26 protein-coding genes, 1 pseudogene and 1 riboswitch are annotated in these 25,504 nt (G+C 64.0%); of the genes and pseudogenes, 4 read left to right on the forward strand and 23 right to left on the reverse strand.

Annotated elements, in window-relative coordinates:
- Genes AC2FM5_RS08565 through AC2FM5_RS08585 form a run of 5 tightly spaced genes read right to left on the reverse strand, consistent with a single transcriptional unit; the run spans position 1 to position 5,549 of the window.
- Complete coding sequence (locus AC2FM5_RS08565; RefSeq protein ID WP_093962617.1) at positions 1 to 270, reverse strand: K+/H+ antiporter subunit F; 270 nt, start codon at positions 268 to 270, stop codon at positions 1 to 3.
- The gene (locus AC2FM5_RS08570; protein ID WP_170337690.1) at positions 267 to 764 is read right to left on the reverse strand and encodes a Na+/H+ antiporter subunit E; all 498 of its coding nucleotides are present in this window, start codon (positions 762 to 764) and stop codon (positions 267 to 269) included. Before AC2FM5_RS08570 ends, AC2FM5_RS08565 begins: the two co-directional genes overlap by 4 nt.
- Positions 764 to 2,320: a monovalent cation/H+ antiporter subunit D gene (locus tag AC2FM5_RS08575; protein ID WP_496735033.1), complete on the reverse strand. Its 1,557-nt coding sequence runs from the start codon at positions 2,318 to 2,320 to the stop codon at positions 764 to 766. The genes AC2FM5_RS08570 and AC2FM5_RS08575 overlap by 1 nt, the downstream gene beginning before the upstream one ends.
- Positions 2,317 to 2,676, reverse strand: a complete 360-nt coding sequence (locus tag AC2FM5_RS08580) for a Na+/H+ antiporter subunit C (RefSeq protein WP_170337694.1) — start codon at positions 2,674 to 2,676, stop codon at positions 2,317 to 2,319. The genes AC2FM5_RS08575 and AC2FM5_RS08580 overlap by 4 nt, the downstream gene beginning before the upstream one ends.
- Positions 2,676 to 5,549: a monovalent cation/H+ antiporter subunit A gene (locus AC2FM5_RS08585; protein ID WP_496735035.1), complete on the reverse strand. Its 2,874-nt coding sequence runs from the start codon at positions 5,547 to 5,549 to the stop codon at positions 2,676 to 2,678. The genes AC2FM5_RS08580 and AC2FM5_RS08585 overlap by 1 nt, the downstream gene beginning before the upstream one ends.
- Positions 5,550 to 5,771: 222 nt before the next feature.
- On the opposite strand from AC2FM5_RS08585, the gene AC2FM5_RS08590 reads away from it, so the two are divergent.
- Entirely contained in the window at positions 5,772 to 6,242 is a 471-nt protein-coding gene (locus AC2FM5_RS08590; RefSeq protein ID WP_170402048.1) for a rhodanese-like domain-containing protein, read from the forward strand.
- Entirely contained in the window at positions 6,242 to 7,057 is an 816-nt protein-coding gene (locus AC2FM5_RS08595; RefSeq protein WP_475144541.1) for a CE1 family esterase, read from the forward strand. Before AC2FM5_RS08590 ends, AC2FM5_RS08595 begins: the two co-directional genes overlap by 1 nt.
- On the opposite strand, the gene mdoH is transcribed toward AC2FM5_RS08595, so the two are convergent.
- The 7 genes from mdoH to AC2FM5_RS08630 form a co-directional block, all read right to left on the reverse strand.
- Complete coding sequence (gene mdoH / locus AC2FM5_RS08600) at positions 7,058 to 8,938, reverse strand: glucans biosynthesis glucosyltransferase MdoH (RefSeq protein WP_496735038.1); 1,881 nt, start codon at positions 8,936 to 8,938, stop codon at positions 7,058 to 7,060.
- Complete coding sequence (locus tag AC2FM5_RS08605) at positions 8,926 to 10,425, reverse strand: OpgD/OpgG family glucan biosynthesis protein (protein WP_496735059.1); 1,500 nt, start codon at positions 10,423 to 10,425, stop codon at positions 8,926 to 8,928. Before AC2FM5_RS08605 ends, mdoH begins: the two co-directional genes overlap by 13 nt.
- Positions 10,422 to 11,639: an OpgC family protein gene (locus AC2FM5_RS08610; RefSeq protein ID WP_496735040.1), complete on the reverse strand. Its 1,218-nt coding sequence runs from the start codon at positions 11,637 to 11,639 to the stop codon at positions 10,422 to 10,424. The genes AC2FM5_RS08605 and AC2FM5_RS08610 overlap by 4 nt, the downstream gene beginning before the upstream one ends.
- 29 nt (positions 11,640 to 11,668) lie before the next feature.
- Complete coding sequence (locus AC2FM5_RS08615) at positions 11,669 to 13,039, reverse strand: tetratricopeptide repeat protein (protein WP_170599303.1); 1,371 nt, start codon at positions 13,037 to 13,039, stop codon at positions 11,669 to 11,671.
- Positions 13,040 to 13,219: 180 nt separating this feature from the next.
- Entirely contained in the window at positions 13,220 to 14,404 is a 1,185-nt protein-coding gene (locus tag AC2FM5_RS08620; protein WP_170443314.1) for a CaiB/BaiF CoA transferase family protein, read from the reverse strand.
- Complete coding sequence (locus tag AC2FM5_RS08625) at positions 14,391 to 16,010, reverse strand: thiamine pyrophosphate-binding protein (protein WP_496735043.1); 1,620 nt, start codon at positions 16,008 to 16,010, stop codon at positions 14,391 to 14,393. Before AC2FM5_RS08625 ends, AC2FM5_RS08620 begins: the two co-directional genes overlap by 14 nt.
- Before the next feature lie 79 nt (positions 16,011 to 16,089).
- Positions 16,090 to 16,551, reverse strand: a complete 462-nt coding sequence (locus AC2FM5_RS08630) for a DUF302 domain-containing protein (RefSeq protein ID WP_170358436.1) — start codon at positions 16,549 to 16,551, stop codon at positions 16,090 to 16,092.
- A gap of 144 nt (positions 16,552 to 16,695) precedes the next feature.
- On the opposite strand from AC2FM5_RS08630, the gene AC2FM5_RS08635 reads away from it, so the two are divergent.
- The gene (locus AC2FM5_RS08635) at positions 16,696 to 17,040 is read left to right on the forward strand and encodes a DUF1636 family protein (protein WP_170438629.1); all 345 of its coding nucleotides are present in this window, start codon (positions 16,696 to 16,698) and stop codon (positions 17,038 to 17,040) included.
- On the opposite strand, the gene AC2FM5_RS08640 is transcribed toward AC2FM5_RS08635, so the two are convergent.
- From AC2FM5_RS08640 to cbiE, 9 genes are all read right to left on the reverse strand, one after another.
- Positions 17,028 to 17,522, reverse strand: coding sequence for a hypothetical protein (locus tag AC2FM5_RS08640; protein ID WP_170338190.1), 495 nt, complete (start codon positions 17,520 to 17,522; stop codon positions 17,028 to 17,030). The genes AC2FM5_RS08635 and AC2FM5_RS08640 overlap by 13 nt on opposite strands.
- A gap of 64 nt (positions 17,523 to 17,586) precedes the next feature.
- Positions 17,587 to 18,285 (reverse strand): CbtA family protein, encoded by a 699-nt coding sequence (locus AC2FM5_RS08645; protein WP_496735046.1) that lies wholly within the window; start codon positions 18,283 to 18,285, stop codon positions 17,587 to 17,589.
- Between the two features lie 4 nt (positions 18,286 to 18,289).
- A complete protein-coding gene (locus tag AC2FM5_RS08650; RefSeq protein WP_005981986.1) occupies positions 18,290 to 18,460 on the reverse strand; it encodes a CbtB domain-containing protein in 171 nt (56 codons plus the stop codon).
- A gap of 36 nt (positions 18,461 to 18,496) precedes the next feature.
- Positions 18,497 to 18,705, reverse strand: a riboswitch (cobalamin riboswitch).
- A gap of 43 nt (positions 18,706 to 18,748) precedes the next feature.
- A complete protein-coding gene (cobF, locus tag AC2FM5_RS08655; RefSeq protein ID WP_496735048.1) occupies positions 18,749 to 19,492 on the reverse strand; it encodes a precorrin-6A synthase (deacetylating) in 744 nt (247 codons plus the stop codon).
- Positions 19,485 to 20,213: a uroporphyrinogen-III C-methyltransferase gene (gene cobA, locus AC2FM5_RS08660; RefSeq protein ID WP_170443308.1), complete on the reverse strand. Its 729-nt coding sequence runs from the start codon at positions 20,211 to 20,213 to the stop codon at positions 19,485 to 19,487. The genes cobF and cobA overlap by 8 nt, the downstream gene beginning before the upstream one ends.
- On the reverse strand, positions 20,210 to 21,526 hold the full coding sequence (locus tag AC2FM5_RS08665) for a cobyrinic acid a,c-diamide synthase CobB (protein ID WP_496735050.1): 1,317 nt from the start codon (positions 21,524 to 21,526) through the stop codon (positions 20,210 to 20,212). Before AC2FM5_RS08665 ends, cobA begins: the two co-directional genes overlap by 4 nt.
- Entirely contained in the window at positions 21,519 to 22,313 is a 795-nt protein-coding gene (gene cobM, locus AC2FM5_RS08670; RefSeq protein ID WP_496735052.1) for a precorrin-4 C(11)-methyltransferase, read from the reverse strand. Before cobM ends, AC2FM5_RS08665 begins: the two co-directional genes overlap by 8 nt.
- Positions 22,310 to 22,678 (reverse strand): cobalamin biosynthesis protein, encoded by a 369-nt coding sequence (locus AC2FM5_RS08675; RefSeq protein WP_170370991.1) that lies wholly within the window; start codon positions 22,676 to 22,678, stop codon positions 22,310 to 22,312. Before AC2FM5_RS08675 ends, cobM begins: the two co-directional genes overlap by 4 nt.
- Complete coding sequence (gene cbiE / locus AC2FM5_RS08680) at positions 22,675 to 23,874, reverse strand: precorrin-6y C5,15-methyltransferase (decarboxylating) subunit CbiE (RefSeq protein ID WP_496735054.1); 1,200 nt, start codon at positions 23,872 to 23,874, stop codon at positions 22,675 to 22,677. Before cbiE ends, AC2FM5_RS08675 begins: the two co-directional genes overlap by 4 nt.
- On the opposite strand from cbiE, the gene AC2FM5_RS08685 reads away from it, so the two are divergent.
- The gene (locus tag AC2FM5_RS08685) at positions 23,873 to 24,622 is read left to right on the forward strand and encodes a cobalt-precorrin-6A reductase (RefSeq protein ID WP_496735056.1); all 750 of its coding nucleotides are present in this window, start codon (positions 23,873 to 23,875) and stop codon (positions 24,620 to 24,622) included. The two genes, cbiE and AC2FM5_RS08685, sit on opposite strands and share 2 nt — an antisense overlap.
- On the opposite strand, the gene cobJ is transcribed toward AC2FM5_RS08685, so the two are convergent.
- Together cobJ and AC2FM5_RS08695 are read right to left on the reverse strand one after the other, a co-directional pair.
- On the reverse strand, positions 24,595 to 25,347 hold the full coding sequence (gene cobJ, locus AC2FM5_RS08690; protein WP_170438064.1) for a precorrin-3B C(17)-methyltransferase: 753 nt from the start codon (positions 25,345 to 25,347) through the stop codon (positions 24,595 to 24,597). The two genes, AC2FM5_RS08685 and cobJ, sit on opposite strands and share 28 nt — an antisense overlap.
- A pseudogene (locus AC2FM5_RS08695) lies at positions 25,344 to 25,504 on the reverse strand (precorrin-2 C(20)-methyltransferase); the annotation flags it as partial. The pseudogene AC2FM5_RS08695 and the gene cobJ, both read right to left, overlap by 4 nt.

Genomic DNA, 25,504 nt, shown 5'->3' on the forward strand with positions numbered 1-25,504 from the left:
TCACTCGATGATGTTGCCGCGCAGCATAAAGCGCGCATAGGCCACGGTCGAAACAAAGCCCAGCATGGCAATGATCATGGCGGCTTCGAAAAAGATCTCGGTGCCCAGATGCAGGCCGTACAGGATCATCAGGGCGATGGTGTTGATCACCATCGTATCAAGGGCGAGCACTCGCGTTCCCACACCGTCGGCGGTGATGATCCGCCACAGGCACATCATGATCGCGGCCCCAAAGCAGGCAAAGGCAAAATAGATTGCATATTCGATCATTCGAAAATCTCCTTCAGGCGGCGCTCGTAACGCTGCTTGATCTGGTCTCGTACCGCGCCCGGATCCGGAGCGTCCAGGCAATGGACCAGCAGACAATGCCCTTGGGCCGAGAGGTCGCAACTGACGGTGCCCGGAGTCATGGTGATGGTTCCAGCCAGTACCGTGATCGCTTCGGGTGTGCGCAGTTCCAGCGGGATCGAGATCCAGTTCGGTTGTCTGTCCGCGTCGCGTTTGAACAGGATGATGCGGGCCACGGTCACGTTGGCCACCACGATGTCCCACAGAACCACGATCATGTACTCAACGACCATGGGCCAGTTCCGCAGGATGGGCCGGTCGGGCCAGTAGGGTTGGGTGATGAAGGGAATGATGATCCCCAGAAGCAATCCAAACACCAACGAGTTCAGCGAGGGCGCGTTGGCCAACAGCACCCAGACCAGAGTCAGCAGGAAGCTCAGATGCGGGTGGGGGAATATCCGGCGCAGCAGTTTCATCAGTCTTCCCTTCCCAATACGGCCGAGATGTACTGTTCCGGCGCGAACAGTTGCGCGGCGGTCTTGCGAGTGTAGTCCAGCGAGGGCCCGGCGAACAGAGTCAGCAGGACGAGGCCCAGAACCACTCCGGACACCGAGGTGAACGCCAGCCCCGGCTGCGGTTCAGGCGCGGGCCGGTGCGGCGGTCCATCATCGTTGGTGGCCTCGGTTTCGGGTTCCGGGTCGATCTGGGTGCTCGCGTCATAGCTTTTCCAGAAGATCAGGGACCCGGCGCGAGCCAGACCCACGATGGTGACAAAGGATCCAATCAGAACGACCGCCCAGACCGCAGTGGCATCCGGCGCATACCAAGACGCATCCAGCACCAGAAGCTTGCCGATGAACCCCGACAACGGCGGCATGCCCGCCATCGCTATGGCTCCTACGAAGAACAGCGCCGAGATCAGCCCGCTTTGCGGCATCGGGGGGCGGGGCGCAATGGCCCCTCCTCGACGTTCCATCACCAGATCGGCCACCAGGAACAGCAGCGCGGTCGCCAAGGTTGAATGGTAAACGTAGTACAGAGCGGCGGCTGTGGCCGTCTCGGTGAACAAAGAAATAGCCACCAGCAGCGTTCCCATCGAGGCGATGGCGCAAAACGCAACCATGCGCGCGATGTGCCGCGTGCCCAGAATACCGATCGAGCCGATGGCAAGGGTCACCAGCGCGGCAGGTTGTAGCCAGTCACCAACCAGTCCTTTGGTGACGGCAACATCCGGGCCGAATGCCAAAGTATAGACCCGCAGGATCGAATAGGCCCCCACCTTGGTCATGATCGCAAACAGCGCGGCAACTGGCAGCGGCGCGTTGGCATAGCTGGCCGGCAGCCAGAAATGCAGCGGCAGGACAGCGGCCTTGATGCAGAAGACCAGCAGCAGAAGAACCGCACCCACGCGCAACAGGGCGGTGTCTTCGGCCGGAATTTCCGCGACGCGCACGGCGAGGTCGGCCATGTTCAGGGTACCGGTAACCGAATAGATCGTGCCTAATGCAAACAGGAACAGAGTTGACCCCAAGAGGTTGTAGGTGACGTATTGCACCCCGGCCTTCAGGCGTACCGCGCCGCCGCCATGGGTCATCAGGCCGTAGGAGGCGATCAACAACACCTCAAAAAATACGAACAGGTTGAAAGCGTCCCCGGTCAGGAAGGCGCCGCAGACACCCATCAGCTGGAATTGGAACAACGGGTGAAAGTGGTTGCCGCGTTCGTCCCACCCGGACGCGATGGCGTAAAGCACGACAGGCAAGGCCAGCAACGCCGTCAGCAACACCATCATCGCGGACAACCGGTCAAGGACCAGAACAATGCCAAACGGGGCTGGCCAATCGCCCAGTTCGTAGACATGAATCTCGCCGCCCGCCGCCTGCGCAGTGATGGTCAGCGCGATGCCGAGCAAGCCCACCACACCGGCGACTGAAAAGATGCGCTGCAGGTCCAGATGGTACCGCAGAACCATGATGATGAAGGGGGCCAGGATCGCGGGCAGGACGATCGGCGCAACGATCCAGTGGTTCATGCGTCTTCTCCTGCGTCATCCACGCTGTCCTGCGCGGCCATGTCTATATGGTCATCCTTCGAAGACAGGTAGGCGCCCAGAGCGATCATCACGATCACAGCTGTCATCCCGAACGAGATCACAATCGCCGTCAGCACAAGGGCCTGCGGCAATGGATCAGTATAGGGAACCTCTTCGTATTTGTTCAGAACTGCAGGCGCGTTCACGGCCAGCCGTCCCGTGGCGAACAGGAACACGTTGACCGCATAGGTCAGCAGAGACAGGCCCAGGATGACCGGAAAGGTCCGACGGCGCAGGATCAGAAAGATCCCTGCGGCGGTCAGAACGCCAACGGCCGATGCGACGAGTGCTTCCATCAGCCTTGCTCCTTCGCTTTTTCTTGCTCTTCGGCCAGATCATCCCGCAACGGGTTGATGTCCATCGGGAATTCCTGTGCCATGCCCGGCCGCCACGCAAAGCGCGACAGGCTGTCCAGCGCCAACATCACGGCGCCAAGAACGGCAAGGAACACGCCTGTGTCGAACAGCATGGCCGTGGCCCATTCGAACTCTTCCAGCGGCGGCCAATGCAGATAGCCGAAATCGCTGGTCAGGAAGGGCCGCTCGTTGAACCAGGCGCCCAAACCCGTGGCCGCAGCGATCAGAACACCCCAGCCGATTGTGCCATGGTAGTAGAACCGCTGCCGCTCGATCGCCCAGGTATAGCCGCTGGCCATGTATTGCATCAGGAAGGCGATCGCGACCACCAGACCGGCGATGAACCCGCCTCCGGGCTGGTTGTGCCCCCGGAAGAAGATGTAGGCGCCCACCATAAGGGCGATCGGCATCATCACACGTGTGGCAACAACCATCATCAGCGGGTGTGAGTCACCTGACTGGGGCCAGTGCGGTTTGCGGTTCAGCAGGTAGGCGCGGACACTGGTGCCCAGCACGGCCTCGGTCAGGGCAAAGATGATCAAGGCCGCGATCCCCAGCACGATGATCTCGCCGAAGGTATCAAATCCCCGGAAGTCCACCAGGATCACGTTGACCACGTTGGTGCCTCCGCCACCCTTGTAGGAATTGGCCAGGTGGAACTCCGAAATCGTCGGGAAGGCGAAATCGCGCAGCATGAGCGCATAGATCAAGCCCCCGGCGCCGATACCGGCCACTACCGAAATGGCGGCATCACGCCAACGCCGTGCCGCGCTGCTGTCCCATGGGGTCTCGGTCGGCAGGAAATTCAGCGACAGCAGCAGCAGTATCATCGTGACGACTTCGACCGAGATCTGCGTCAGGGCTAGATCAGGCGCGGACAGATAGTTGAAGGCCATCGACACGATCAGGCCGACGACACCGATCAAAACAAGCGACAGCAAACGGTTCCGGTGGAACCACATGATGCCCATCGTCGCCACGATCAGGCACAGCCAGCCGATGATCGGAATGATTGGAGCCGGCAGCGGAACCCGCGTTTCCACGCCAATCGTGCCGGTCGAATAGGCATAGTATCCAAGGCCGACCGTAAAGGCGATCAGGATGATCGCATAGCGGCTGATGACACCGTTGTGCAGCTCGTCCGTGATCCACCGGCTGGCGGCGGTCAATCCGCCTATCACGGCGTCGAAGATGGTCTTGGCCTCGGGGCGGGGCAGGATATTCCAGACCTGCTCGCCGCGGCGGTGCAAAGCCAACAGGAAGAGGCCGCCAAAAGTTGCGACGATCGACATGTACAAGGCAGGCGTGAACCCGTGCCACAGCTTCAGTGAGTAATAGGGCAGCTTCTCGCCGCCGATCACTGCGGAAGACACAACCGCAACCAAGGGGCCGACGATGGCGGCCGAGTTCAGGCCGATCAGCACGACCAGCACGACCAGGAATGCCGGAGCCAGCCACAGCCCCACCGGCGGGTCATGCGGGTGCGCAGGGTAATCCTCGCGTTCAGGGCCCAGGAAGACGTGGGACACGAACCGGAAGGAATATGCGGCAGAGAAGATCGCGGCTACCAGGGCCAGGGCTGGCACCAGATAGTGCGAGTTTCGCCAGACCGTGTGCACGGTTTCTTCCAGCATCATTTCCTTCGACAGGAATCCGTTCAAAGGTGGAATCCCTGCCATGGACAAGGCAGCGATTGTTCCGATCGAAAAGGTGATCGGCATCAAATGGCGCAGCCCGCCCAGGCGCTTGATGTTCCGGGTGCCGGTTTCGTGGTCCACGATACCGGCAGTCATGAACAGGGCGGCCTTGAAGGTGGCGTGGTTGATGATGTGGAAGATGGCCGCGACGACGGCGATCTTGGTGCCAAAGCCCAGCAGCATCGTGACCAGCCCCAGATGCGACACCGTCGAAAAGGCCAGCAACGCCTTGAGGTCATCCTTGAACAGCGCGATCACCGCGCCGATCAGCATGGTCACCAGGCCGGTGGTGGCGACGATGTAGAACCACGCCTCGGTCCCGGCCAGAACCGGCCACATGCGCGCCATCAGAAACAGGCCAGCCTTCACCATCGTGGCCGAGTGCAGATAGGCCGAAACCGGCGTTGGAGCGGCCATTGCATGCGGCAGCCAGAAATGGAACGGGAACTGGGCCGACTTGGTGAAACATCCCAGCAGGATCAGTATCAACGCCGGCAGGTAGTAGGGCGAAGACTGGATCAGTTCGCGGTTCTGGAGGATCACGCTCAGGTCATAGGACCCCACGATATTGCCGAGGATCAGCATCCCCGCGATCATCGCCAGCCCGCCGGACCCGGTGACCGCCAGCGCCATCCGCGCGCCCTGGCGACCTTCGGGCAGGTGTTTCCAATAGCCGATGAGCAAGAACGAACTGAGCGAGGTCAATTCCCAGAAAACCAGCAAAAGCAGTATGTTGTCGGACAGAACGATACCGACCATCGCGCCCTGGAACAGCAGGAGATAGGTATAGAATTGCCCCATTGGGTCTTCACGCGACAGGTAGAACCGCGCGTACAGGATGATCAGCAGACCAATGCCAAGGATCAGCAGCGCGAACAGAAATCCTAGCCCGTCCAGCATGAAATTGGCATTCAACCCCAGCCCTGGAATCCAGTCGAACCGCGCGGTGACCACCGTGCCGTTCATGACGTCCGGGATATGAATCAGCAGCCCCATCAAGGCCAGAAACGTGGTCAATCCCGCTGCCGACGCGGCTGCGTTGCGCCCGGCGCGGATCAGCAGGGCGGGAAAGACAGCTCCGAGGAAGGGAAGGGCCGCGATAAGGAATAGGGACAACTGCGATACTCCGGGCTGAGCGGTCAGGGTGCTGTTGATTTTGTAAGGATAATTTATTGACTGTCCAGCTATTGCAAGTTTTTCACCTTGCACTACTCCCCGCGAATTTTTGGCCAAAGCCTGCGCGAAAATGACGCGAACTTGATCCGTACCCGGCTTTTCGGCGCAGCGTCGGAGGCGGACCCGTGATAAAACCGGCTTGGAGAAACCGGAGGGTGCACATTGGCGATCACAACCAGGCTCAGCCGCAGAGGCGTGTTCCTTGGGGGCGCGGCCGCTGTTCTCGCGGGTTTTGCGATCCGTGAATACCGTCTGATCCCCGAAGACTTTTCTGGCGGTACGTTGACCGTCGCTCAGGCGCACGAAAAGGCTGTTGCAGGGGAAATCCTGTTGCTCGACATTCGGACCCCGCGCGAATGGCGGGCCTCAGGCATCGGGCAGGGCGCCCAACCGCTGGACATGCGCCGTGAAGACTTTCTGGATGTGTTGGATCGCCTGTCTGGCGGTGACAAGGGGCGGCCGATTGCCTTGATCTGCGCCCGTGGTGTGCGGTCAGCGCGGCTGGGCAACAGGTTGACCGAGGCGGGCTACGGCAACATTCTTGACGTGCCCGAAGGGATGCTGGGGTCAGCCGCAGGTCCGGGCTGGGTGCGGGCCGGGCTGCCGGTGCAGGCGTATTCGGAGGGGGCGTGATGAGGCTCAGGGATCTGTTGGCTGTGTTGATCGCAACCGCCGCAACTCCGGCATTGGCCGCGTGTGGGCAGGATCAGGGTGTTTGCGAGACTAAAACCGGAAGCTATCGCATCGAGCTGCCGGAAGACTCCAACCCGCCGTTGGTCGTGTTCCTGCACGGGTATGGCGGTAGCGCGCAGGGAACCATGAAAAACCGCGGCATGGTCGAACCCTTGCTGGCGCGGGGATATGCGGTCATGGCACCCGAGGGGGCCGAGCGCAACGGGCGAAAGAGCTGGAACTTCTATCCGGGGTGGGACGGGCGAGACGAAGCCGCGTTCCTGAAGGAGGTTGTTGCGGATGCGGTCCAACGGTTCGGGATCGATGACCATCGCGTGGTGCTGGGAGGATTCTCGGCCGGCGGCTTTATGGCGAACTATCTGGCCTGCGCCGATCCCGAGGCATTCTCGGCCTATGTGCCGGTCTCAGGCGGATTCTGGCGCCCGCATCCCGAAAGTTGTGCGGGGCCCGTGCGCCTGTTCCACACACATGGCTGGACCGACAACGTGGTGCCGCTGGAGGGGCGCGCACTGGGCGGCGGTCGGTTCCTTCAGGGCGACATCTTCGCCGGGCTTGAAATCTGGCGGCAGGCCAACGAATGCGCCGACAACCGTCCGGACGGGTATTCAACGACAGGCCAATTCATGCGCCGCAAGTGGACCGCCTGTGCTGACGGCAGCGCATTGGAGTTCGCTCTGTTTCCCGGCGGTCATACAGTTCCGCGGGGCTGGGCCGACATGATGCTGGATTGGTACGAAGGGTTGCCCGGCGGGTGATCATTCCGCCGGGGTCATGGTTCCTTTGCCCTCGATCAGGCGTTTCAACTCGTTGCGATGCGAACGTGCCGCCCGCGTGATGGCGGGCTCGTGGAAATCCTCGGGCATGCCGACCATGCGACGCGCTGCTGCCGCAGATACGCCGCTGAGTGCGGAGAGCGGTACCGCAAAGGTCAGGCTGATGGCGATCGGAGCCAACCAGACCGAGACCAACCCGGCCAGGATACCCGCGCTCAGCGCGAAGCCGCTGATGGTTTCGAGCGCGTGACACACGATCAGCGTCCGCAGCCCATAGGTGCCGCCATCCCGTGCCTGCGGGGTCCAGCCTTTTTGCACACCGAGAAGGGTGCGGAACACGGCGATCATCTGCTGCACCATCAGTATCGGTGCGTACAGGATCGACAGCACGACCTCGAACAGGAGTGACGCAAGAAACCGGGTCCGGCCGCCGAAATCGTCATAGCGAACACCGCTGAGGGGCAATGCCAGGGCACCCAGAATCTTGGGGGCCAGCAGCATCGCGTACATGACAAGGATGATCAGAACGTGCCGCGTTTCGGTCATTTCCGGCCACTGGGGGAACATCGGATTATCCGGGCTGAAATAGTGCAGCACCGAAGCATCCTTGCCCTGACCGATCAACGCCCACATGACCAGCAGTGCGAACCACAAGGGTGACATCAGGTATCCGACGGCGCCGTGGAACAGATGAAACCGCGACACGGCCCGAAACCCGGTCGAGCCGAGCAGACGCAGATGCTGCAGGTTGCCCTGGCACCAGCGGCGGTCGCGTAGGGCGTGGTCGATCAATGTCGGCGGTGTTTCCTCGTACGAGCCTCGGATGCGCGGCAGAAAGCGAACGCCCCAACCGGCGCGGCGCAGCAACCCGGCCTCGACGAAGTCGTGGCTCATGATCAGTTGTTCCTGGCCCGAGAGCGAGCGCAGCTTGGGCAGACCCGCACAGGTCGCAAAGGCCTTGGTGCGGATGATGGCGTTGTGGCCCCAATAGTTGCCTTCCTGGCCACACCAACGGGACAGGCCCTCTGCAAATGCGATGCCGTATACACCATTGGCGAACTGCTGCATCCGGGCAAAGACGGACTGGGCACCGATCAGTTGCGGATAGCTTTGGATCAGGCCGGCGCCGGGATCGCGGGCCAGCGCGTCGGTCAGCCGCGCGATCGCGCGCCCGGTCATCAGACTGTCGGCGTCCAGAACCAGCATTGCATCCCAAGCGCCACCCCAGCGGCTGACCCAATCAGCAATATTGCCGACCTTGCGGTCCGTATTCTGTTCTCTGCGTCGGTAATACAGCTCAAGCCCCGGGGCGAGCGTGGTGCGCAACGCCTCGATGCTGGCCTGTTCCTGGGCCGCGATTTCCGGATCGCGGGTGTCTGACAGGATGAACATCGCATAGTGATGCTTGCCCCCTCGGGCGCGCAATTCTTCCAGCATCGTGCGGGCATTGCCCAACACGTTCCACGGCACTTCGTTGTAGACGGGCATCAGCAAAGCAACCCGCAGTGGCTGCGCGCGACCCTGCCGTACCGGACGCTCTTGCCGGGCCAGAGAGACCATTCCCAGCAGGACGGTGCAGACCGTGAAGGAAATCCAGAAGAAATTGAACGAAATCAATGCCAACAGGATCGCTTCGACCACGTTTATCCCTTCGGCGTCGAACCAGTCCGCCATGACCCACAGCAAAGCAACCGAGGCGGCCATGGCCGGGGAAAACGCCAATGCGCGCCAAAGGCCAGCCGACGACCGGCGGGCATCCGCAGGTGCTTGGGCGTCTCGAAACCCGGCGCCAAAGTCCTGCTCCGGCATTGCCAGCGGTGCCTCGGGCGGCATGATTTTCAGGTCCGGGATTATGCTGTCCATCTGTACATCCAGACTTCCGAGGCGGGCTCGTCACCCAGCCTCAGTTGCGCGCGCAATTCTACGTGGTCGCGGTCGCCGGGTTGAAACGAAAAGGCCAGACGCAAACCGCCCGTATCCGGGTTGCGTTGCAGAACCCCGTCCGAGGTTTCCGCATGAGGCGACTGCACGAACACGCTGAGGGCGTCCGGATCGTCTAACAACTCGCTGGCTTCGAAGTCGATCACCGCAAGCCGTCCTTCCCCGAAAGTGTTCTCGCCCATTGCGGTGTTGATCACCCGCGGCATGGTGGTCCGCTGAGGTTCCTCGCCCCAGATCAGGCGGTACGACAAGTCGAGCTGAGCACCGGCAGCGACCGGTTCCGCAGGACGCCAATAGGCGACAATGTTGTCGTAGATCTCCTGATCGGCCGGAATTTCGACCAGAGTGACCGTACCTTTACCCCAATCGCCCATCGGCTCGACCCAAAGGCCGGGGCGCTTGTGGTATTGCGCCTCGAGGTCGGCATAGTCGGAAAACGCGCGTTTGCGCTGCATCAGTCCGAACCCGCGAGGATTCATGTCGACGAATGAGGACACCTGCAATCGCTTGGGATTGGCGAGCGGGCGCCAAATCACTTCTCCCGCCCCGTTTCGGATCATCAGCCCGTCGCTGTCATGCACGGCCGGACGGAAATCGTCGAACCGGTTGTGATTGGTCTGATCGAATAGGAACATCGACGTCCCCGGAGCGATCCCGACATGGGGAAGTTCTTCCCGAGCAAACAAGGTTGCCTGCACCTCCATGATGCAGTCAGCGCCGGCCGAGATATCGAACCGGTAGGCGCCGGTCACACTGGGGCTGTCCATCAGGGCGTGAACGATCATGTTGCGCTGGCCGGGCTTTGGGCGCTCCAGCCAAAATCGGATGAAATCCGGAAATTCTTCGCCCTCGGGATCCCCGGTTTTTAGTGCAAGACCACGGGCCGACAGACCATAGACCTCGTGCAGGCCGATGGCACGGAAATAGCTGGCTCCCTGAAAGACGCAGAACTCGTCCGTCTTGCCAGGGCGATGCATCTCGGTGCGCAGCCGGAAACCCGAAAAACCCAGCGTTTCGTCCACGGGCAGATCGGGGACATCCTCGGCCCGGTCGAACATCTCGAGGTCGAAGGCAACTGGCGCGATCATCCCGTTCTCAACTGCCGAGACCTGAACGGTTCGCGGGAAGTAGAGGCCGGGGGTGAAGAAATCGACGTTGAACGGCGTATCGGTCCCGTACCAGAGTGCACGGTCCAGCCGGAAACGGATGGAGCGGTACTGCTCGTAAGTGAGGTCCTGCCACGCCTGCGGAACGGTTTCGCGCGCCTCGTAGGGGCGGCTGGCCAGATCGCGGGCAAGGGCGATGATGTCGGCCCGGTCGAATGGCACCTCGCCACCGGTGGCAAAGGTGGCCGGGGCGAAGGCCAGCGCCGTAGTCGACGCAAGGAATGCACGACGCGTGAACTTCATGACTTCGATTTCCATGGGTGTGATTTGAACCAAGCGGCCAGATAAGCCACGCCGATGATCAATGCAAATCCAATTAGATTTGCGGCCAGAACGGTGGCAAAATCCCGCCCAAATTCGTCGAGGAAAACGCCGATAAGTCGTGCTGCTGCCATGGAAAATACAAAAACCGCCAAGGACTGCTGGCCCACTTTGGTGATCTGCTTCAGGATCCATCGCCACAGCTGCGCGCCGATCGTGTTGCCGGTGGCGATCAGGCGATGCCCATGTTGCCCTGCAGCCACCCAACCCAGGTAAGCCAGCGACAGGAAGTGCATGTACCGGAACAGGCCGAAATCGGTTTTTTCGCGCAGCTCGCTTGTAAGGGGCCAGACCTTTCGGATGTTCTCGGCAAGATCCGGGGCGGCCGCCTGCACCCACAAGAACACTTTCCACGATCCGAACGGGGCCGAGAGGACAAGGAACAATGCCGCGGCCCAGATCAGCGTCTTGGAAACCGGCGGCGCAGGAATCCAGCCCCGCATGAATGCAAAGCCCGTGAAAAACAGCAACTGCCATCCAAACGGGTTGAAGAACCACTGGCGGTCCGACCACGGTTCGGCCGGAAGCGCCAGCATACCGGTCTGCGCCACCAGCCAGATCGCGACCGAGACCAACCCGACCGCCCAGATGCTGAGGCGCGACAGGCCCATGAACATCGGCATCATTGCCAGAACGACCAGGTACATCGGCAGGATGTCGAAATAGTTCGGCACATAAGTCAGGGTGAACAGCCCCACCATCTGTGGCATCGGGTCGTTGAAGAAATGCTGCAGGTTCAATCCCGAGACATAGCTTTTGTCGAAGGCTCCGGACAGATCCAGTGCCGCCATGGACATGGCGACAAAGAAAAACAGGCAAATATGGGCCCAGTAGACCTGCCAGATGCGGAAGCTGACCCGGGCGGTACCTATCCACCAGCCCTTGCGTTCGAACGCGCCGCCAAAGGCGATCGCCGAAGCCATGCCCGAGCAGAAAACAAAGATTTCAGTCGCGTCCGAGAATCCGAAACGGGCCGGGATCCATCTGGCCCAAGGGTCGTTCGGGATGTGCGCGATCAGGATGATGAACATCGCAATACCGCGATAGAAATCCAGCCGCGGGTCGCGGGTTGTGGCAGCGGGGGCGGAGGATGCCGCCACCGGCGCAAAATCAGAAGCGGGCGATGCGGTCGCCATTCGTTTCTCTGTCCTTTGTGGTCGTCTTGTTATTCAGCCGGTACGCTTTGCACACCGGATTGGTCGCGGGCCGAACTGATTAGAGCGCGGCGCGCGAGGGCGTAATTGTCTTCGGTGCCGGACCGTTTGGCCTTGCGGTCGTCCAAAATGCGCTCGACATCATCGAGGCGTCCGGCACGCAGGCCGGAATCGATTGTAATGCGTTCAAAAACATCCCTCTGGGCGTGACTGCCGCCGGCCAATTGCATCGAATTTCGCGCATTTGCAAGATGCTCGAAGGCTTGGAGATAATCGCCTTTTCCAAATGCCTCAAGGCCAATGGCGGCGGCCAAGCCCGGGTCGGCCATGCGACGTGCCGTGTCGGTTGCGGGCTGTTGGGAGTCCTTGTGAATGCGGGCCAATAACTTGGCGGTCGAGTCGGGCCTGTTGTCACCAGTCAGTGCCAGAAGGTAATGCAAATCGGCGAAAATCAGACAGCCGTCTTCGGTGCGGGCGGCGCTCAGGTCGGCCAGTTCTTCCCATCGGGTGCCAATGTCCACCCCTTCAAGCTCGAGCCGCGACAACAGCGAGGTCGCATTCGAAATATCGCGATAGTCATCTGTCTTGTCCTGGCGAATCTCGTGGTCGTACAGATCAAGCACCTGGTCGATCTGACCCAGATCCAGATGCATCAACGCTTTGTGCCACCACACATGATACCGGAAGTTGTTGCAGTGGGACCAGGCAGCCTCGCGCCCGGCCAGCCAGTCCAGACCGGATTGCGCATTGCCCGTCATTTCGTGCACGTGGGCGACTGCGTGTAGGCCCCACGCATCGTCCGAGACCATCCACAGAGCCTGCCGCCCTGCGATCTCGGCCTTTTCATAGGCACCGGTTTCTTCCAACGCAAACGAATGGCACCCAAGCAGGTATCCACGACCGGGGTGATCGGGCGCATAGGCTGGCAGAACCCGTTCGATCGAGCGTCGCATTCCTGCGGAGTCACCCAACACGAAACGGGTCGCGTGGCTGAGTTTCATGGCCAGCGTGTCCTCGGGGTGAGTGCGCAGAATTGCCTCGAAGATTTGCACGGCGCGGGTGGGCTGGCCTGCCAGCCAGTGATCCAGGGCCTCAAGATACAATGTCTCGCGGGCCGAAATCGGCTGCTCAGCGGCCGCATTCTTTGCGGCGGCGGCGGCCTGATGGGCGACCTCCATCATTTCCCTGCGACCCAACAGAACCATGAACAGCCCCTTGATGGCATGTCCAAGCGCAAAGCCCGGTTCAAGCTCAAGCACCTTGCCCAGATGCTGAGGTGTGACCGCTGCGTGAGCCATGAAGCCAAGCAGAACACCATTCCACGCTTCGGCGCTGTCCGGGTGGGTCAGGGTGTTCATCTGTCCGAAAACATCTTGCTGCATGCTTGGGTCCAATCTGGTTGCAAAAACTCACACTCTTGGACTTAGCAGAGTGTGCAGACGGGACGTAACAGTATCGGGCCTGCTCTCGAATTGGTGAAAGCTTGTGTTCGCAAAAAGCGAAAAAAATCGCCGATTCAATGACATGTTTCAGCGACTTGCCGCCGAAAAAGGCAGAGTGTTTCAATCCTCGAAGGGGTTTTCCGCGTTCAGAACCGCTTGCGTGTCAGCGCCGAACTCGGGCGGAGCAGAGCGGTAGGTCACCGGGCTGCGGGACAACTTCAATGGATTCCCGATCAGACGCACCTGGCCGGGCCGGGCTGGCATATCCACTTGCATCCCCCGCGCCGCCACTTGGTCCGAGGCAAAGACCTGATCCAGCGTCTGAACCGGGCCGACCGGCACTTTCAGCGCCTCCAGGCCGTCGATGACGGCCTTGGTCTCCAGCCGCAGCAGCGCGGGCCGCAGAACGGCGTTCAATGCATCGCGGTGTTCCAGCCGAGCCGGGTTGGTGGCGAACCGCGCGTCGTCGGGCAGGTGGCTCAACTCCAGAAAACCGCAGAAGCGCCGGAACTGGCTGTCATTTCCCACGGCCAGAATGACGTGTCCATCGGCGGTTTCGTAGACATCGTAGGGCACGATGTTGGGGTGCCCATTCCCGCGCCGCTGTGGAACCTGGCCCGAGGTCAGATAGTTCACGCCCTCGTTGATCAGCCATGCGATCTGGCTGTCGACCAGCGCGATGTCGATCTGCTGGCCTTCGCCGGTCTGATCCCGGTGGCGCAGCGCCGCCAGAATGCCGACGGTCGCGTACATGCCGCACATCACGTCGGCGATGCCCACGCCGACTTTCATAGGGGCTCCGTCCGGTTCGCCCGTCAGCGACATGATCCCGCCATAGCCCTGCGCCATCAGGTCATAGCCCGGCTTGGCCGCGTTCGGGCCGGTCTGGCCGTAGCCCGAGATCGAACAGTAGATCAGCCCCGGAAAGTCCCGCGAGAGGGTTTCATGGTCCAGCCCGTATTTGGCCAGCCCGCCGGGTTTGAAATTCTCGATGAGGATGTCGGCGTGGGAAGCCAGCCGCCGGATCTGTGCCTGCCCCTCTGGCGTTGCGATGTCGATGGCGACGGATTTCTTGTTGCGGTTCGCGGCCATGAAATAGGCGCTCAGATCGGTCGGGTTGCCATCCGCGTCGGTGACATAGGGCGGCCCCCATTGGCGGGTGTCATCGCCCCCGGTGGCCGGGTTTTCCACCTTGATCACGCTGGCTCCCAGATCGCCCAGCAGCTGCGTGCAGGTCGGCCCGGCCAGAATGCGTGACAGATCCAGAACCTTGACGCCCTTCAGCGGCCCGTCAGATGCGGCCATCATAGCCTCCGCGGTCGATCTCGGCGGCGATTACGGTGAACGTGTCGGCGGCCATCGCGGCCTGCAGCGCCGCGCGCAGTTCGGCGCGGTTGCGCACGGTGTGGCCGTTGCCGCCGAACGCCCGGCCCATCGCGGCATAGTCATGCCGGTCGAAATCGACGCCCCGATTGCCCATCTGGCGCTGGCGCTGTTTCAGCTCGATCAGTGCCAGGCTGGCATCGACAAAAACCAGAAAGATCGGGTTTCCGCCCATTTCCGCGGCGGTCGACAACTCACCGGCGACCATCAGGAATCCGGCATCGCCGGAAAAGCTGATGACCGTGCGGTCGGGTTCGGCCAGTTTCAGGCCGATCGCCATCGGAACGGCGCACCCCATCGTACACAGCGCCGACGACTGGATCAGGCCGCGCGCCTCGGAGCATTGCCACATCTGGCTGAGAAGGATGCGGTGCGCGCCGCTGTCGGCGGTGGCCAGTGTTTCGGGGGGCAGGGTGTCGCGGGCCTCGGCGATCACGGCGGCGGGGCCCCAGTCGTCATCGGTCGGAAAGGCTGCGGCCAAGGCGGCCTTGGCCTGCGCCGGCTGGCCTTGGGGCCAGGTCGGGCGGGCGGGGTTGCCCTTGGCGATCGCCTCAAGCGTGGCGCCGGTATCGGCCACCAGGTTCAGCCCCGCCTGATGCATGTAGTGGTCATTCACCACGGCCGAGATGTCGATCACGCGTTTCTCGTCCGGGTCCCAGATCTCGCGCCAGCCGGGGCGCATTTCGATGGGGTCATAGCCCAGGCACAGGATCAGGTCGGCCTGTTCGACCAGCGGCACAAGCTGCGTGTCGGCCAAGGGCGACAGCCCCGCGCCCCCCAGGCACAGCGGGTGATCCTCGGGCACCACGCCCTTGGCCTTGTAGGTGGTGACGAACGGGATGCCGAAATGTTCCAGAAACGCCCGCACCACGCTGCGCGAGTCGTCATACAGAACGTCCAGCCCGATGATCGCCAGCGGACGCTCGGCCTCGGCCACCCAGCGGCGGGCCTTCTCCAGGCATGTGCCCTCGGGCGCGACGCGGGCGGCCCGGGTCAGCCGTCGGCGCTTGGCGACCGACACCCGTGTATCGGCGACCGAGATCGGCACGTCGATATGCACCGGCCCGGGGCGTGGCTGCGTGGCCAGCGACACGGCCTTGTCGGCGATGATGTCGGCGCCCTTGGCCGTCAGGGTGAACGTACCCTTGGTGATCGAGCGATAGACCTGCGCATGATCCATGACCTGATGGGTGTAGGTCAGCGCCTCGTCGGCATCGACGCAGCCGGTCAGCACGATCATCGGCACCCGGTCCTGCAGCGCGTTGGCCACGACATTGATGCCGTTCATGGCCCCAGGACCCAGAGTCGCCACCAGAACCGCCGGCGCGCCGTCGCGGTGGTGCACCGCCTCGGCCATGAAACCGGCCGAGTTTTCGTGCTTGGTCAGGTGAAAGGTGATCCCGGCCTGTTCCAGCGCATCGACCAGGGTCAACACCTCGCCCCCGGGCATGCCGAATGCGTGGCGGCACCCGGCCTCGTACAGCCGTTGCGCCAGAAGGTCCGCAGCGCGGGGGGACAGGTCCTGCATCGAACAAGCTCCGTAAGTTCCGTTGCGCAGCAGATTGCGGAGGTTCCGGGCCGGTGCAAGCCGCATCACGTCAGTGTGACTATTTGACAGCCATCTGGGCGATGGCGGCGAATTTGGCGTCCAACTCTGCGGCAATCGCGGGCAAGGCGTCGGAGCCACCGTTGTAGGGGGCAAAGACCAAAGTGGGCGTTTTGTAGGACAGCGTCGCGGTCCCGTCCTCGTTTTCCGTGACGTACAGGCGGATCGGCGCCTCGATCATCGCGGGCACCGATTGTTCCAGAACCCGCACCGCATAGTCGTTGTTGAAGACGCCGATCACCCGGTTGCCCGGAATGGTGATGCCGCGCGCGGCGGCGGCCTTGGTGGGCCCGGCCTGCGTTACCACGATCAGACCGTTTGCCTTGACCGCTGCGATCGTGTCGGCCACCAGCGCGTCATGGGTCTTGGTCGTCGGGTGGACGGCCCAACCCGGCCGCGGTTCGATATCGGCAGCAAGCGCGGGCAGCGCCAGCAGGCCGAGGAAAAACATAAGACGTTTCATCACGGGCTCTCCAGGTCGTGGTTGGCCCAAGTCTTCCCGAATTCCCGGGTGCGTACAGTCACAATATCGTGGGCGGCGGGCTTGCGCCGGGGGTGCGAAACCCGCACAAGCGACAGTGTGAAACGGAAAAGGCAGGCGAGTGGCATGCGTGTTTTGATCTGCAGCAGCTGCGCGGGCGAGCGCGACTTGCCGGCCGAGCGTCAGGCCGTATCGGACGCCCTGCGCGCTGCGGGCGTGGACGGGCAGGTCGAGATCGCCGAGCACGCCTGTTTCAGCGGTTGCAATGAGCCGACCGTGGTGGCGATGCAGGGGGAAAGCCTGGCGTCCTACGTGTTTTCGGGGATCAATCCGGTTGCCGATGCCGATGACATTGCGGCGACCTGCCGGACCATTCTGAACAGCCCGAATGGCTGGATCGAAGACGCCCGGCCGTGCGGGCGGCTTCGCTTGTGTCTGCGGGCGCGGATCCCCGCGTTTCAGTCCACCTGAACCGTGACCGAGGCGCTGACCGGCACCCCATCCACTGCCAGCGGGCTGTGGCTGTTGGCGTTCAGCGAGACCTCGATGGTAGTGTCGCCCTTGGGCAGGTCCGAAATGTGCATCCAGTTGCCATAAAGCCGGGCCAGCTTGACGCCGTTTACATAGACATGCGCATGGCCTTCGCCGGGCTTGTTGTCCAGCGAGGCGTTCTCCGGCGAGAAGCGGAAGTTTTTTGGCATCACATGCAGGTTCCAACCCGCCATCGGGTCGGGGGAGACGGCGATCTCCAGCCCCGGCGCGTCAGGTCCGGCGGGAAGGTTGATGGCGGCGCTGTGGTCATGGGCCATGGCCTCGGCGTGATGGCCGCCATGTTGGGCGGGGTCGGAATGGTCGTGGCCATCGAAGGTGACGCCGTTGGCCGCGGCCAGCACGAACCCGGCACCCCCACCAAAGACCAGACCGATCGCAAAAAGAGCAAGCGAGCGTGTCATCATGTTTCCTTGAAAAGCAAATGACCCGCCGGTTGGGCGCCGGCGGGTCGTGGGATTTCGGGGCTCAGGCCGCGGCTTCGACGCGCTTGCCCTCGCTTTGCCAGAAATACCCGGCAAACGAACCCAGCAGCACCCAGGCCACAAGGCCGACGCCAAAGGCGCGTGCTGCGAACAGGGCCCCGATCTCGGTCGGAACCGGCCCGGTGAACACGTCGGGTTCCGGCGCGCCGATCAGGTGCGGGGCCATCAACAGCACGGCCGCAACCAGATAGCTGACGATGTTGCCACCAAAGGCGATCAGCCACATGGCCACACCAGCAGCCGCGACGGTTGCCCACCACCAGATCTGCCGCGCGAACACGTCGGCTGCGGCAACACCCGGAACCTCGGGGGCCAGGGTGAAGCCCGGCGCCAGGTGAAAGGCGATGAAACCGGCCAGGCCCCACAGCACGCCCGTGCGCCCGTCAACAGGGTGGCCTTGCGCATCGGCCAGCGACATCAGGGCGACCAGAACCAGCGCATAGCCGGTATAGGTCAGCATGGTGAACACCACGCTCAGCCCGTCGCGGGTCAGGTCCGAGAACATGCCCGGCAGTTCGGGATGGGCCGAGACGGCTTCGGCTCCGAAATGCACCAGCTCTCCGGATTCATAGAGTTCAGCATGCAGCAACACGGGCTGCACGAATACCAACTGCAGCAGGGCGACGATCAACCCGGCTGCAGCACCAGCGAACAACGCGCTGGTCAGAATGCGACTGAACATTGGTTTAGTGGCAGGGGAAGCCGGTTGCGTGGCGCACGTCATGCGCGGCGTCATGCAGCGCCGATGCCTGAACGTGACCAGCCAAGGTGATGATCCCCAGGCCTAGGGCTGCCGCGAACACTGCCGAAAGAATGCCAGCGCGTGCCGTTGATGCGGTTTGCGTTTGTGTCGTCATTTTCTGTCCTCCTGTGCCGCCGCACCCGACGGCCGGTGTTTCATTGTTCGCCTGGCAGGTCTCCTGGCTTGCGGGTCAGCGCCTCTGTTCGCCTTCCCCCCGAACGGATCGGGAGTGGCTGGTTGAACAGGGCTCACCGCTTACAGTCGCGGGGGCGGCTTCGGATTTGACCTGCGCGCAGGCCGCACCAAATTCCCTCTTAGCATCCGGATGTCTCCGGCAGGACCAGACCCGTCCATTTAGACGTGAATGCCGCTGTGGCGCAATCGCCATTTGCGACCTTTCGCGTCAATTCCCGCGCTTTTTCAGAACATAGATATCCATGATCCACCCGTGCCAGGCGCGGGCCTCGGTGCGGGTGCGCAGGATCTCATCGGCCACATCGGCCAGCGGACCTTTGATCAGGATCTGCTCGGGCATACCCACGTAAGCCCCCCACCAGATGTCAAAATCGGCCATGTCCAGCATCTGGAACGAACATTCGCCATCCAGCATCACCGCAACCGTATCGGCGTCGCTGGGCCAGCCCTCGTCGCGGATGCGCCGGCCGGTGGTGACCAGATAAGGCGCGCCGATCTCGTTGATTGGCATGGCATGGGCCGCCGTCAGCGCCTGCAGCGCCGTGATGCCGGGGATCAGCCTGGTGTTCGGCTGCGGGTCCAGTCGCGCCGCGATTCGCAGCGAGCTGTCATAGAGCGACGGGTCGCCCCAGATCAGCAGGGCGACGGTGCGCGCCTCGGGGTGTTCGTCCATCGCCTCCTGCCAGCGCAGGGCGATTGCGTCGTGCCATTCATCCACGCCGCGCAGGTAGCCATCCTGCGACCGGCGCGCGGGGATGTCGAAGTAGGCGATTTGGGGTGGTGTGTCGGTGACCTTGCGGATGATTTCCTCGCGCACACCGGCCAGATCGGCCTTGTTGGCGCCCTTGCGCGGGATCAGGATCAGATCGGCCGCGCGGATCGCCTGAGCGCCCTGCATGGTCACGTGGTCCGGGTTGCCGGTGCCGATCCCGATCAAGACCAGATCAATCATCGTCGAACTCCGCCAGCGGACCATAAAGGATCAGCGCTGGCGCGGTGCCGATCTCGGAACCCAGGCGCTCGGCCAAGGCACCGACGGTGGACCGGTGCAGCGACTGCTCAGGCGTCGAGACCGACTCGGCCATCAGCGCGGGGGTATCCAGCGGCAGCCCATGCGCGTGCAGCGCGCCGGCTAGCAGTGGAAAGGTGCGCTTGCCCATGAACACCACCGTCGTCGCACCCGGGTCGGCCAGCGCGGGCAGGTTCAAGTCCTCGGGAAGCTTCCCGCTGACATCGTGGCCGGTGACGAACTGCACGCGCCGCGCGGTCAGCCGCCGGGTCAGGGGGATGCCTGCCGCGGCAGCCGCGGCAATGGCTGAGGGGATGCCCGGAATGATCTCGTAGGCGACCCCGGCAGCGCGCAGGGCCACCAGTTCCTCCTCTAGCCGTCCGAACAGGCCGCCATCGCCCGATTTCAGCCGCACGATCCGCTGGCCGGTCTGGGCGTACTCGACCAGCAGGCGGCTGACATGGTCCTGCTTGGGCGAGGGCCGCCCGGCGCGCTTGCCCACGCCCACAAGGTCGGCCTCCTTGCGCGCATGGCTCAGGATCGGCCCGCTGCTGAGATCGTCGAACAGTACCGCATCGGCCTTTTGCAGCCGGTCCACGGCCTTGAGGGTCAACAATTCCGGGTCGCCGGGACCGGACCCGATGAAGGAAACGAAACCGCTCATGCGCTGGCCTCTGCGATCAGATGGAAGAACGTACCGGTGACATGTCCGCGGCGCGATCCGGTCTGCGGACCTTCGGCGCCTTCGGCGTCAAAAACCCGTGCCAAGGGCACGTCGGGCTGCTCGACGATCGAGGAATAGTGGAACTCGTGCCCCCGCAGCGCGGTCCCGGCCGAGAACCCGGGCATGTCGGCCAGCAACTCGGCCCGGCGATAGCCCAGGTTGAACTTGCGCTTCTCGTACGAGGTGACCAGACCCAGCAGCCCGGCCATCCGGTGGCGGGTGCCATCCTTGTCGATCAGCCCTTCGCCCAGGGCCATGTAGCCGCCGCATTCGCCATGCACGGGCCGCGTTTCGGCATGATTGCGCAGGCCGGTCAGGAACCGGTCTGCCGCAGCCAGGGTTCCGGCGTGCAGTTCGGGGTACCCGCCGGGCAACCAGACCAGATCGGCATCCGGGGCCGGCGCCTCGTCCGCCAGCGGAGAGAACGGCAGAATCTCGGCCCCGGCCGCCCGCCAGCCTTCCAGAAGATGCGGATAGGTAAAGGAAAACGCCGCGTCCCGGGCCAGTGCGATCCGTTGCGCCGGAGGGCGCGGCAGCGCGGCCGACGACGGCCCCGCGGGGCCCGAGGAGACCGCCCTCTTGATCGCCTCCAGATCCACATGCGCGCGCAGAAAGGCCGCGTAGCCGGCAATCGCGCTTTCCAGATCGGGGTGCTCGACCGCCTGGATCAGGCCCAGATGCCGCTCGGGCAGGGTCAGGTCGCCGCGTCGGGGCAGGACGCCCAGAACCGGCAAGCCCGCGCGCTCCATCCCCAGACGGGTCAGGCGTTCGTGGCGCGGGCTGGCGCAGCGGTTCAGAATCACGCCGGCAAAGGGCAGGTCGGGGTTATACATCCGGAACCCCAGCGCCGTTGCGGCGGCCGATTGCGCCTGACCACCCACATCCAGCACCAGAACCACCGGCCAGCCCATGCGCAGCGCGGTCTCGGCGCTTGACCCGTGGCCCAGTTCTCCCGGCTTGGTGACTCCGTCGAACAGGCCCATCGACCCTTCGGCCACCACGATGTCGGCACCTTTGGCCTGCGCCGCAATCGCGCCCAGCAACGGCGCGCCCATCGCCCAGCTGTCAAGGTTGAACGAGGCCCGCCCCGCCGCCGCCCGGTGAAAGGCCGGGTCGATGTAGTCGGGACCGCTCTTGAAAGGCTGCACCGTCAGCCCGTCCTCGGCCAGCGCGCGCAGAAGGCCCAGCATCACGGTCGTCTTGCCCGTCCCCGAGGATGGGGCCGAAATGAGCAGTCCGGGCGGGTTAGTCATCGCCGTGACTCCAGCTCGACCACGGGCTGTCGGCGCTTTGCGGACGATAGCGACGGTCATAGGTCTTTGAATACAGACAGCTTTCGTCGAAGCCTTCACCGGCCAGTGCCGGCCCGACCAGGATCAGCGCGGTGCGCGAGATGCTTTCGTCCAGCGAGTCCTTCAACGTGCCCAGCGTGGCGCGGATGATCCGCTCGTCCGGCCAGCTGGCGCGGTACACCACGGCCACCGGGCAATCGGCGCTATAGGCGGGGGTCAGGTCGGCCACCACCTTGTCCAGATTGCCGATCGACAGGTGGATGGCCAGTGTGGCGCCGGTGCGGGCGAAGTTTTCCAGCGTTTCGCCCTCGGGCATGGACGAGGCGCGCCCCGGCGTCCGCGTCAGCACCACCGATTGCGCCAGCCCGGGCAGGGTCAGTTCGGTGCCCAAAGCGGCTGCCGCGGCGGCAAAGGACGGAACGCCGGGGGTCACGCTGACTGGAATGCCCATCTGTTTCAGGCACCGGATCTGTTCGCCCATCGCCGACCAGACCGACAGGTCGCCCGAATGCAGCCGGGCCACGTCCTGACCGGCGTCATGGGCGGCTTGAATTTCGGCCATGATCTGATCCAGATCCATCGGCGCGGTATTCACGATCCGGGCGCCTTCGGGGCAGTGGGCCAGGATCTCCTCGGGCACCAGCGACCCGGCATACAGGCACACCGGGCAAGCGGCGATGATGTCGCGTCCGCGCAGGGTCAGAAGGTCGGCGGCGCCCGGTCCGGCGCCTATGAAATGAACGGTCATGTCTGTCCTCCGATGGCGACCGCGCAGGTGGCAAGCCGGTCGTCCGAGATCTGTCGGGGTGAAAGCAGCCGCGCGCCCGGTCCGGCGGCTGCGAGGGCGGAAGCTTCGGCCACGCTGCCGGTGCCATGGGTGGCGCGGCTGCGGGGCGAGCAGGTGAGCGTGCGTTGCCCGGCCAGATCGGCCGGGTCCGCGAAATGCAGGGGCAGGGCGCAGGCGGCGGCAAATTCGGCCAGCGCCGGGTGGCCGGCCTTGTCGGCGGCGGTGGCCAGCGCGTCCACCGCGTGCCCGGCGGTGGCGCGGTCGAACGCGGCCCGCAGGCTGGCGCAGGTCGCGGTGGATGAAAACCCAAGCCCGGCTACGATCATAGGGTCACGCTCCACTGAACGACCGGATAGGCCGATTTCCAACCGCGCCGGGGGCCGAGGTCGCCGGCTTGCGCGAGCTCGATCCGCAGCAGGTCGCCTCCCAACTTGGCGTGCCATTGGCTCAGCACCGCTTCGCTTTCCAGCGTCACGGCGTTGGCGACCAGCCGGGTGCCCGAGGGCAGGTTGGCCGCAAGCCAGCCCAGCAGCGCGTCGCTCAGCCCACCGCCGATGAACACCACGTCAGGCAAGGGCAGGCCGTCCAGCGCATCGGGTGCCCGGCCGTGGATGACCTGCAACCGATCCTGTCCCAGCGCGTCGGCATTGGCGCGGATTCGCGCGGCGCGGTCTGCGCGCGGCTCGATCGTGGTGGCCGTCAGGGACGGGTCGCACATCAGCCATTCGATGCCGATCGATCCGCTGCCGCCGCCGATGTCCCACAGATGCTCGCCCCGCGCAGGCGCCAGCGCCGACAGTGTCAGCGCGCGCACCGGCCGTTTGGTGATCTGCCCATCGGTTTCGAAAATCTCGTCGGGTTTGCCAGAGGCCAAGGGCAGCTCACGCCCGTCGCCCGAAACCTCGAGCGCAACGCAGACCGGATGCTCGAACGCGCCCAGCAGGGCTTCGGTCAGGGACATGCTGCGCGCGCGTTCCCGAGGGCCGCCGAGGGCCTCCATCACGTGCAGGGTCGTTTCGCCGAACCCGGTCTCGGTCAGATAGCGGGCCAGCTCGGCCACAGCGGCCCCGTCGCGCAGCAGGACGATGGCGCGCAGGCCGCGCGACAGATGCGGACGCAGGCGGGTCAGGGGGGCAGCGTGCAGGCCGAAGGTGGCAACGTTTTCCAGAGGCCAGCCCAATCGCGCCGCCGCCAGCGAGAAGGTCGACTGCCCCGGCCGTGCCACCCACTCCCAATGGGCGAAATTGCGCGCGATCACCGACCCGGCGCCAAACCAGAACGGATCACCCGAGGCCAGAACCACCGTGCGCCGGCTCTTCAGGTCCTGCAGGATGGGCAGCCCGTCGGCGAACGGCACCGGCCATTCGATGCGTTCGGCCCCGGTTTCGGGAACTAGTGACAGGTGCCGGCGCGGGCCCATGATGACCTCGGCGCGCTCCAGCTCTTGACGGCTTGCGGCCGACAGGCCATCCAGTCCATCCTCGCCCAGGCCCAGAATGGTCAGCCACGGAGTTTCAGACATGCCCAACCTCCTGATCCTTGGCGGCACGACCGAGGCCAACGCATTGGCCCGCGCCGTGGCGGATTTGGGTGTGGCGGCAACCTATTCCTATGCGGGCCGGGTCGACAACCCGCGGCCGCAACCGCTGCCTACGCGCGTAGGTGGCTTCGGCGGGGCCGAGGGTCTGGCGCGTCACATCCGCGACAACGGCGTGACCCATGTGATCGACGCCACCCATCCCTTTGCCGCGCGGATGAGCCGCAATACCATCGCCGCCTGCCAGCAGACGCAGACGCCGCTGGCCGCGTTGACCCGCGCGGAATGGACGGCCGCGCCCGGCGACCGGTGGCAGCGCGTGCCCGACATCGCCAGCGCCGTTGCCGCGCTGGCCGGGCCGCCGCGTCGGGTGTTCCTTGCGGTGGGGCGCATGCATCTCGAGGATTTCGCGGCGCAGCCCCAGCATCACTATCTTCTGCGGCTGGTCGACGAACCCGCCTCTCTGCCCTTTGCCGATTGCGACGTGGTCGTTTCGCGCGGGCCTTTTACGGTTGAAGAAGACACGGCGCTGATGCGCCGGCACCGAACTGAACTGGTGGTGTCCAAGAACGCCGGCGGCACCGGCGCGCGCGCCAAGCTGGACGCCGCGCGAGCGCTGGGCATCCCGGTGCTGATGATCGACCGGCCCAGGCTGCCCCGCCGGGTCGAGTTGACGAGCGTGCCGCGGGTTTTGGACTGGCTGGCTCATTCCGGCGTGGACCTTGGCGTATAGACGATGGGGCCTATGGGCCGGTCGATGACGCGGGTCAGCGACGAGCCGACGATCACCACCGTCTGCATGTCGGCCATGTCGGGCGTTGCCTCGGCCAGGGTCGCGATGTGGATCGCCTCGTCTGGGCGACATACGGCGCGGGCGAACAGGATCAGGCGCTCGGGCTCGCATTCCTGTCGCAGGATTTCCAGTGTCTTCACAAAGCCTTCAGGCCGCGACTTCGAGCGTGGATTGTAGAAGGCCATTGCGAAATCGGCCTGCGCGGCCAGCCGCAGGCGTTTCTCGATCACGGCCCATGGCTTGAGGTTGTCGCTGAGGTTGATGGCGCAGAAATCATGGCCCAGCGGCGCGCCCGCCCGGGCTGCCGCGGCCAGCATGGCGGTGATGCCGGGCAGAACCTCGACAGGGATTTCACGCCAGGTGTCCGGGCCGGTTTCCAGCGCCTCGAACACGGCGGCGGCCATGGCAAACACGCCCGGATCGCCCGACGAGACCACGACCACCCGCTTGCCCTCGGCCGCCATGCGCAGCGCGTGCTGCGAGCGGTCGATCTCGACTCGGTTGTCGCTGGCGTGCAGGGTCAGGCCCGGCCGTTTGGCCACCCGCGCGACGTAGGGAATATAGCCCACCACATCAGTCGCCTCGGCCAAGGCGGCGGTCACCTCGGAGGTCACCAGCGCCTCGTTTCCGGGGCCAAGCCCGGCGATCTTGACCCAGCCGCTCATGGCCGCCGCCCCTGTCCGTGCACGATGATGATCGAGAAATAGGGCGTGACCTCGGTGCAGGCGTCGCTCAGCTTGCGAACGGTCTGGTTGGGCATCTGCGCGTATTCCACGATCCAGGCCCGGTCGAACAGGCCCGCCGTTTTCAGCGCGCGTTTCA

Source organism: Ruegeria sp. BHSA162, assembly GCF_059613385.1.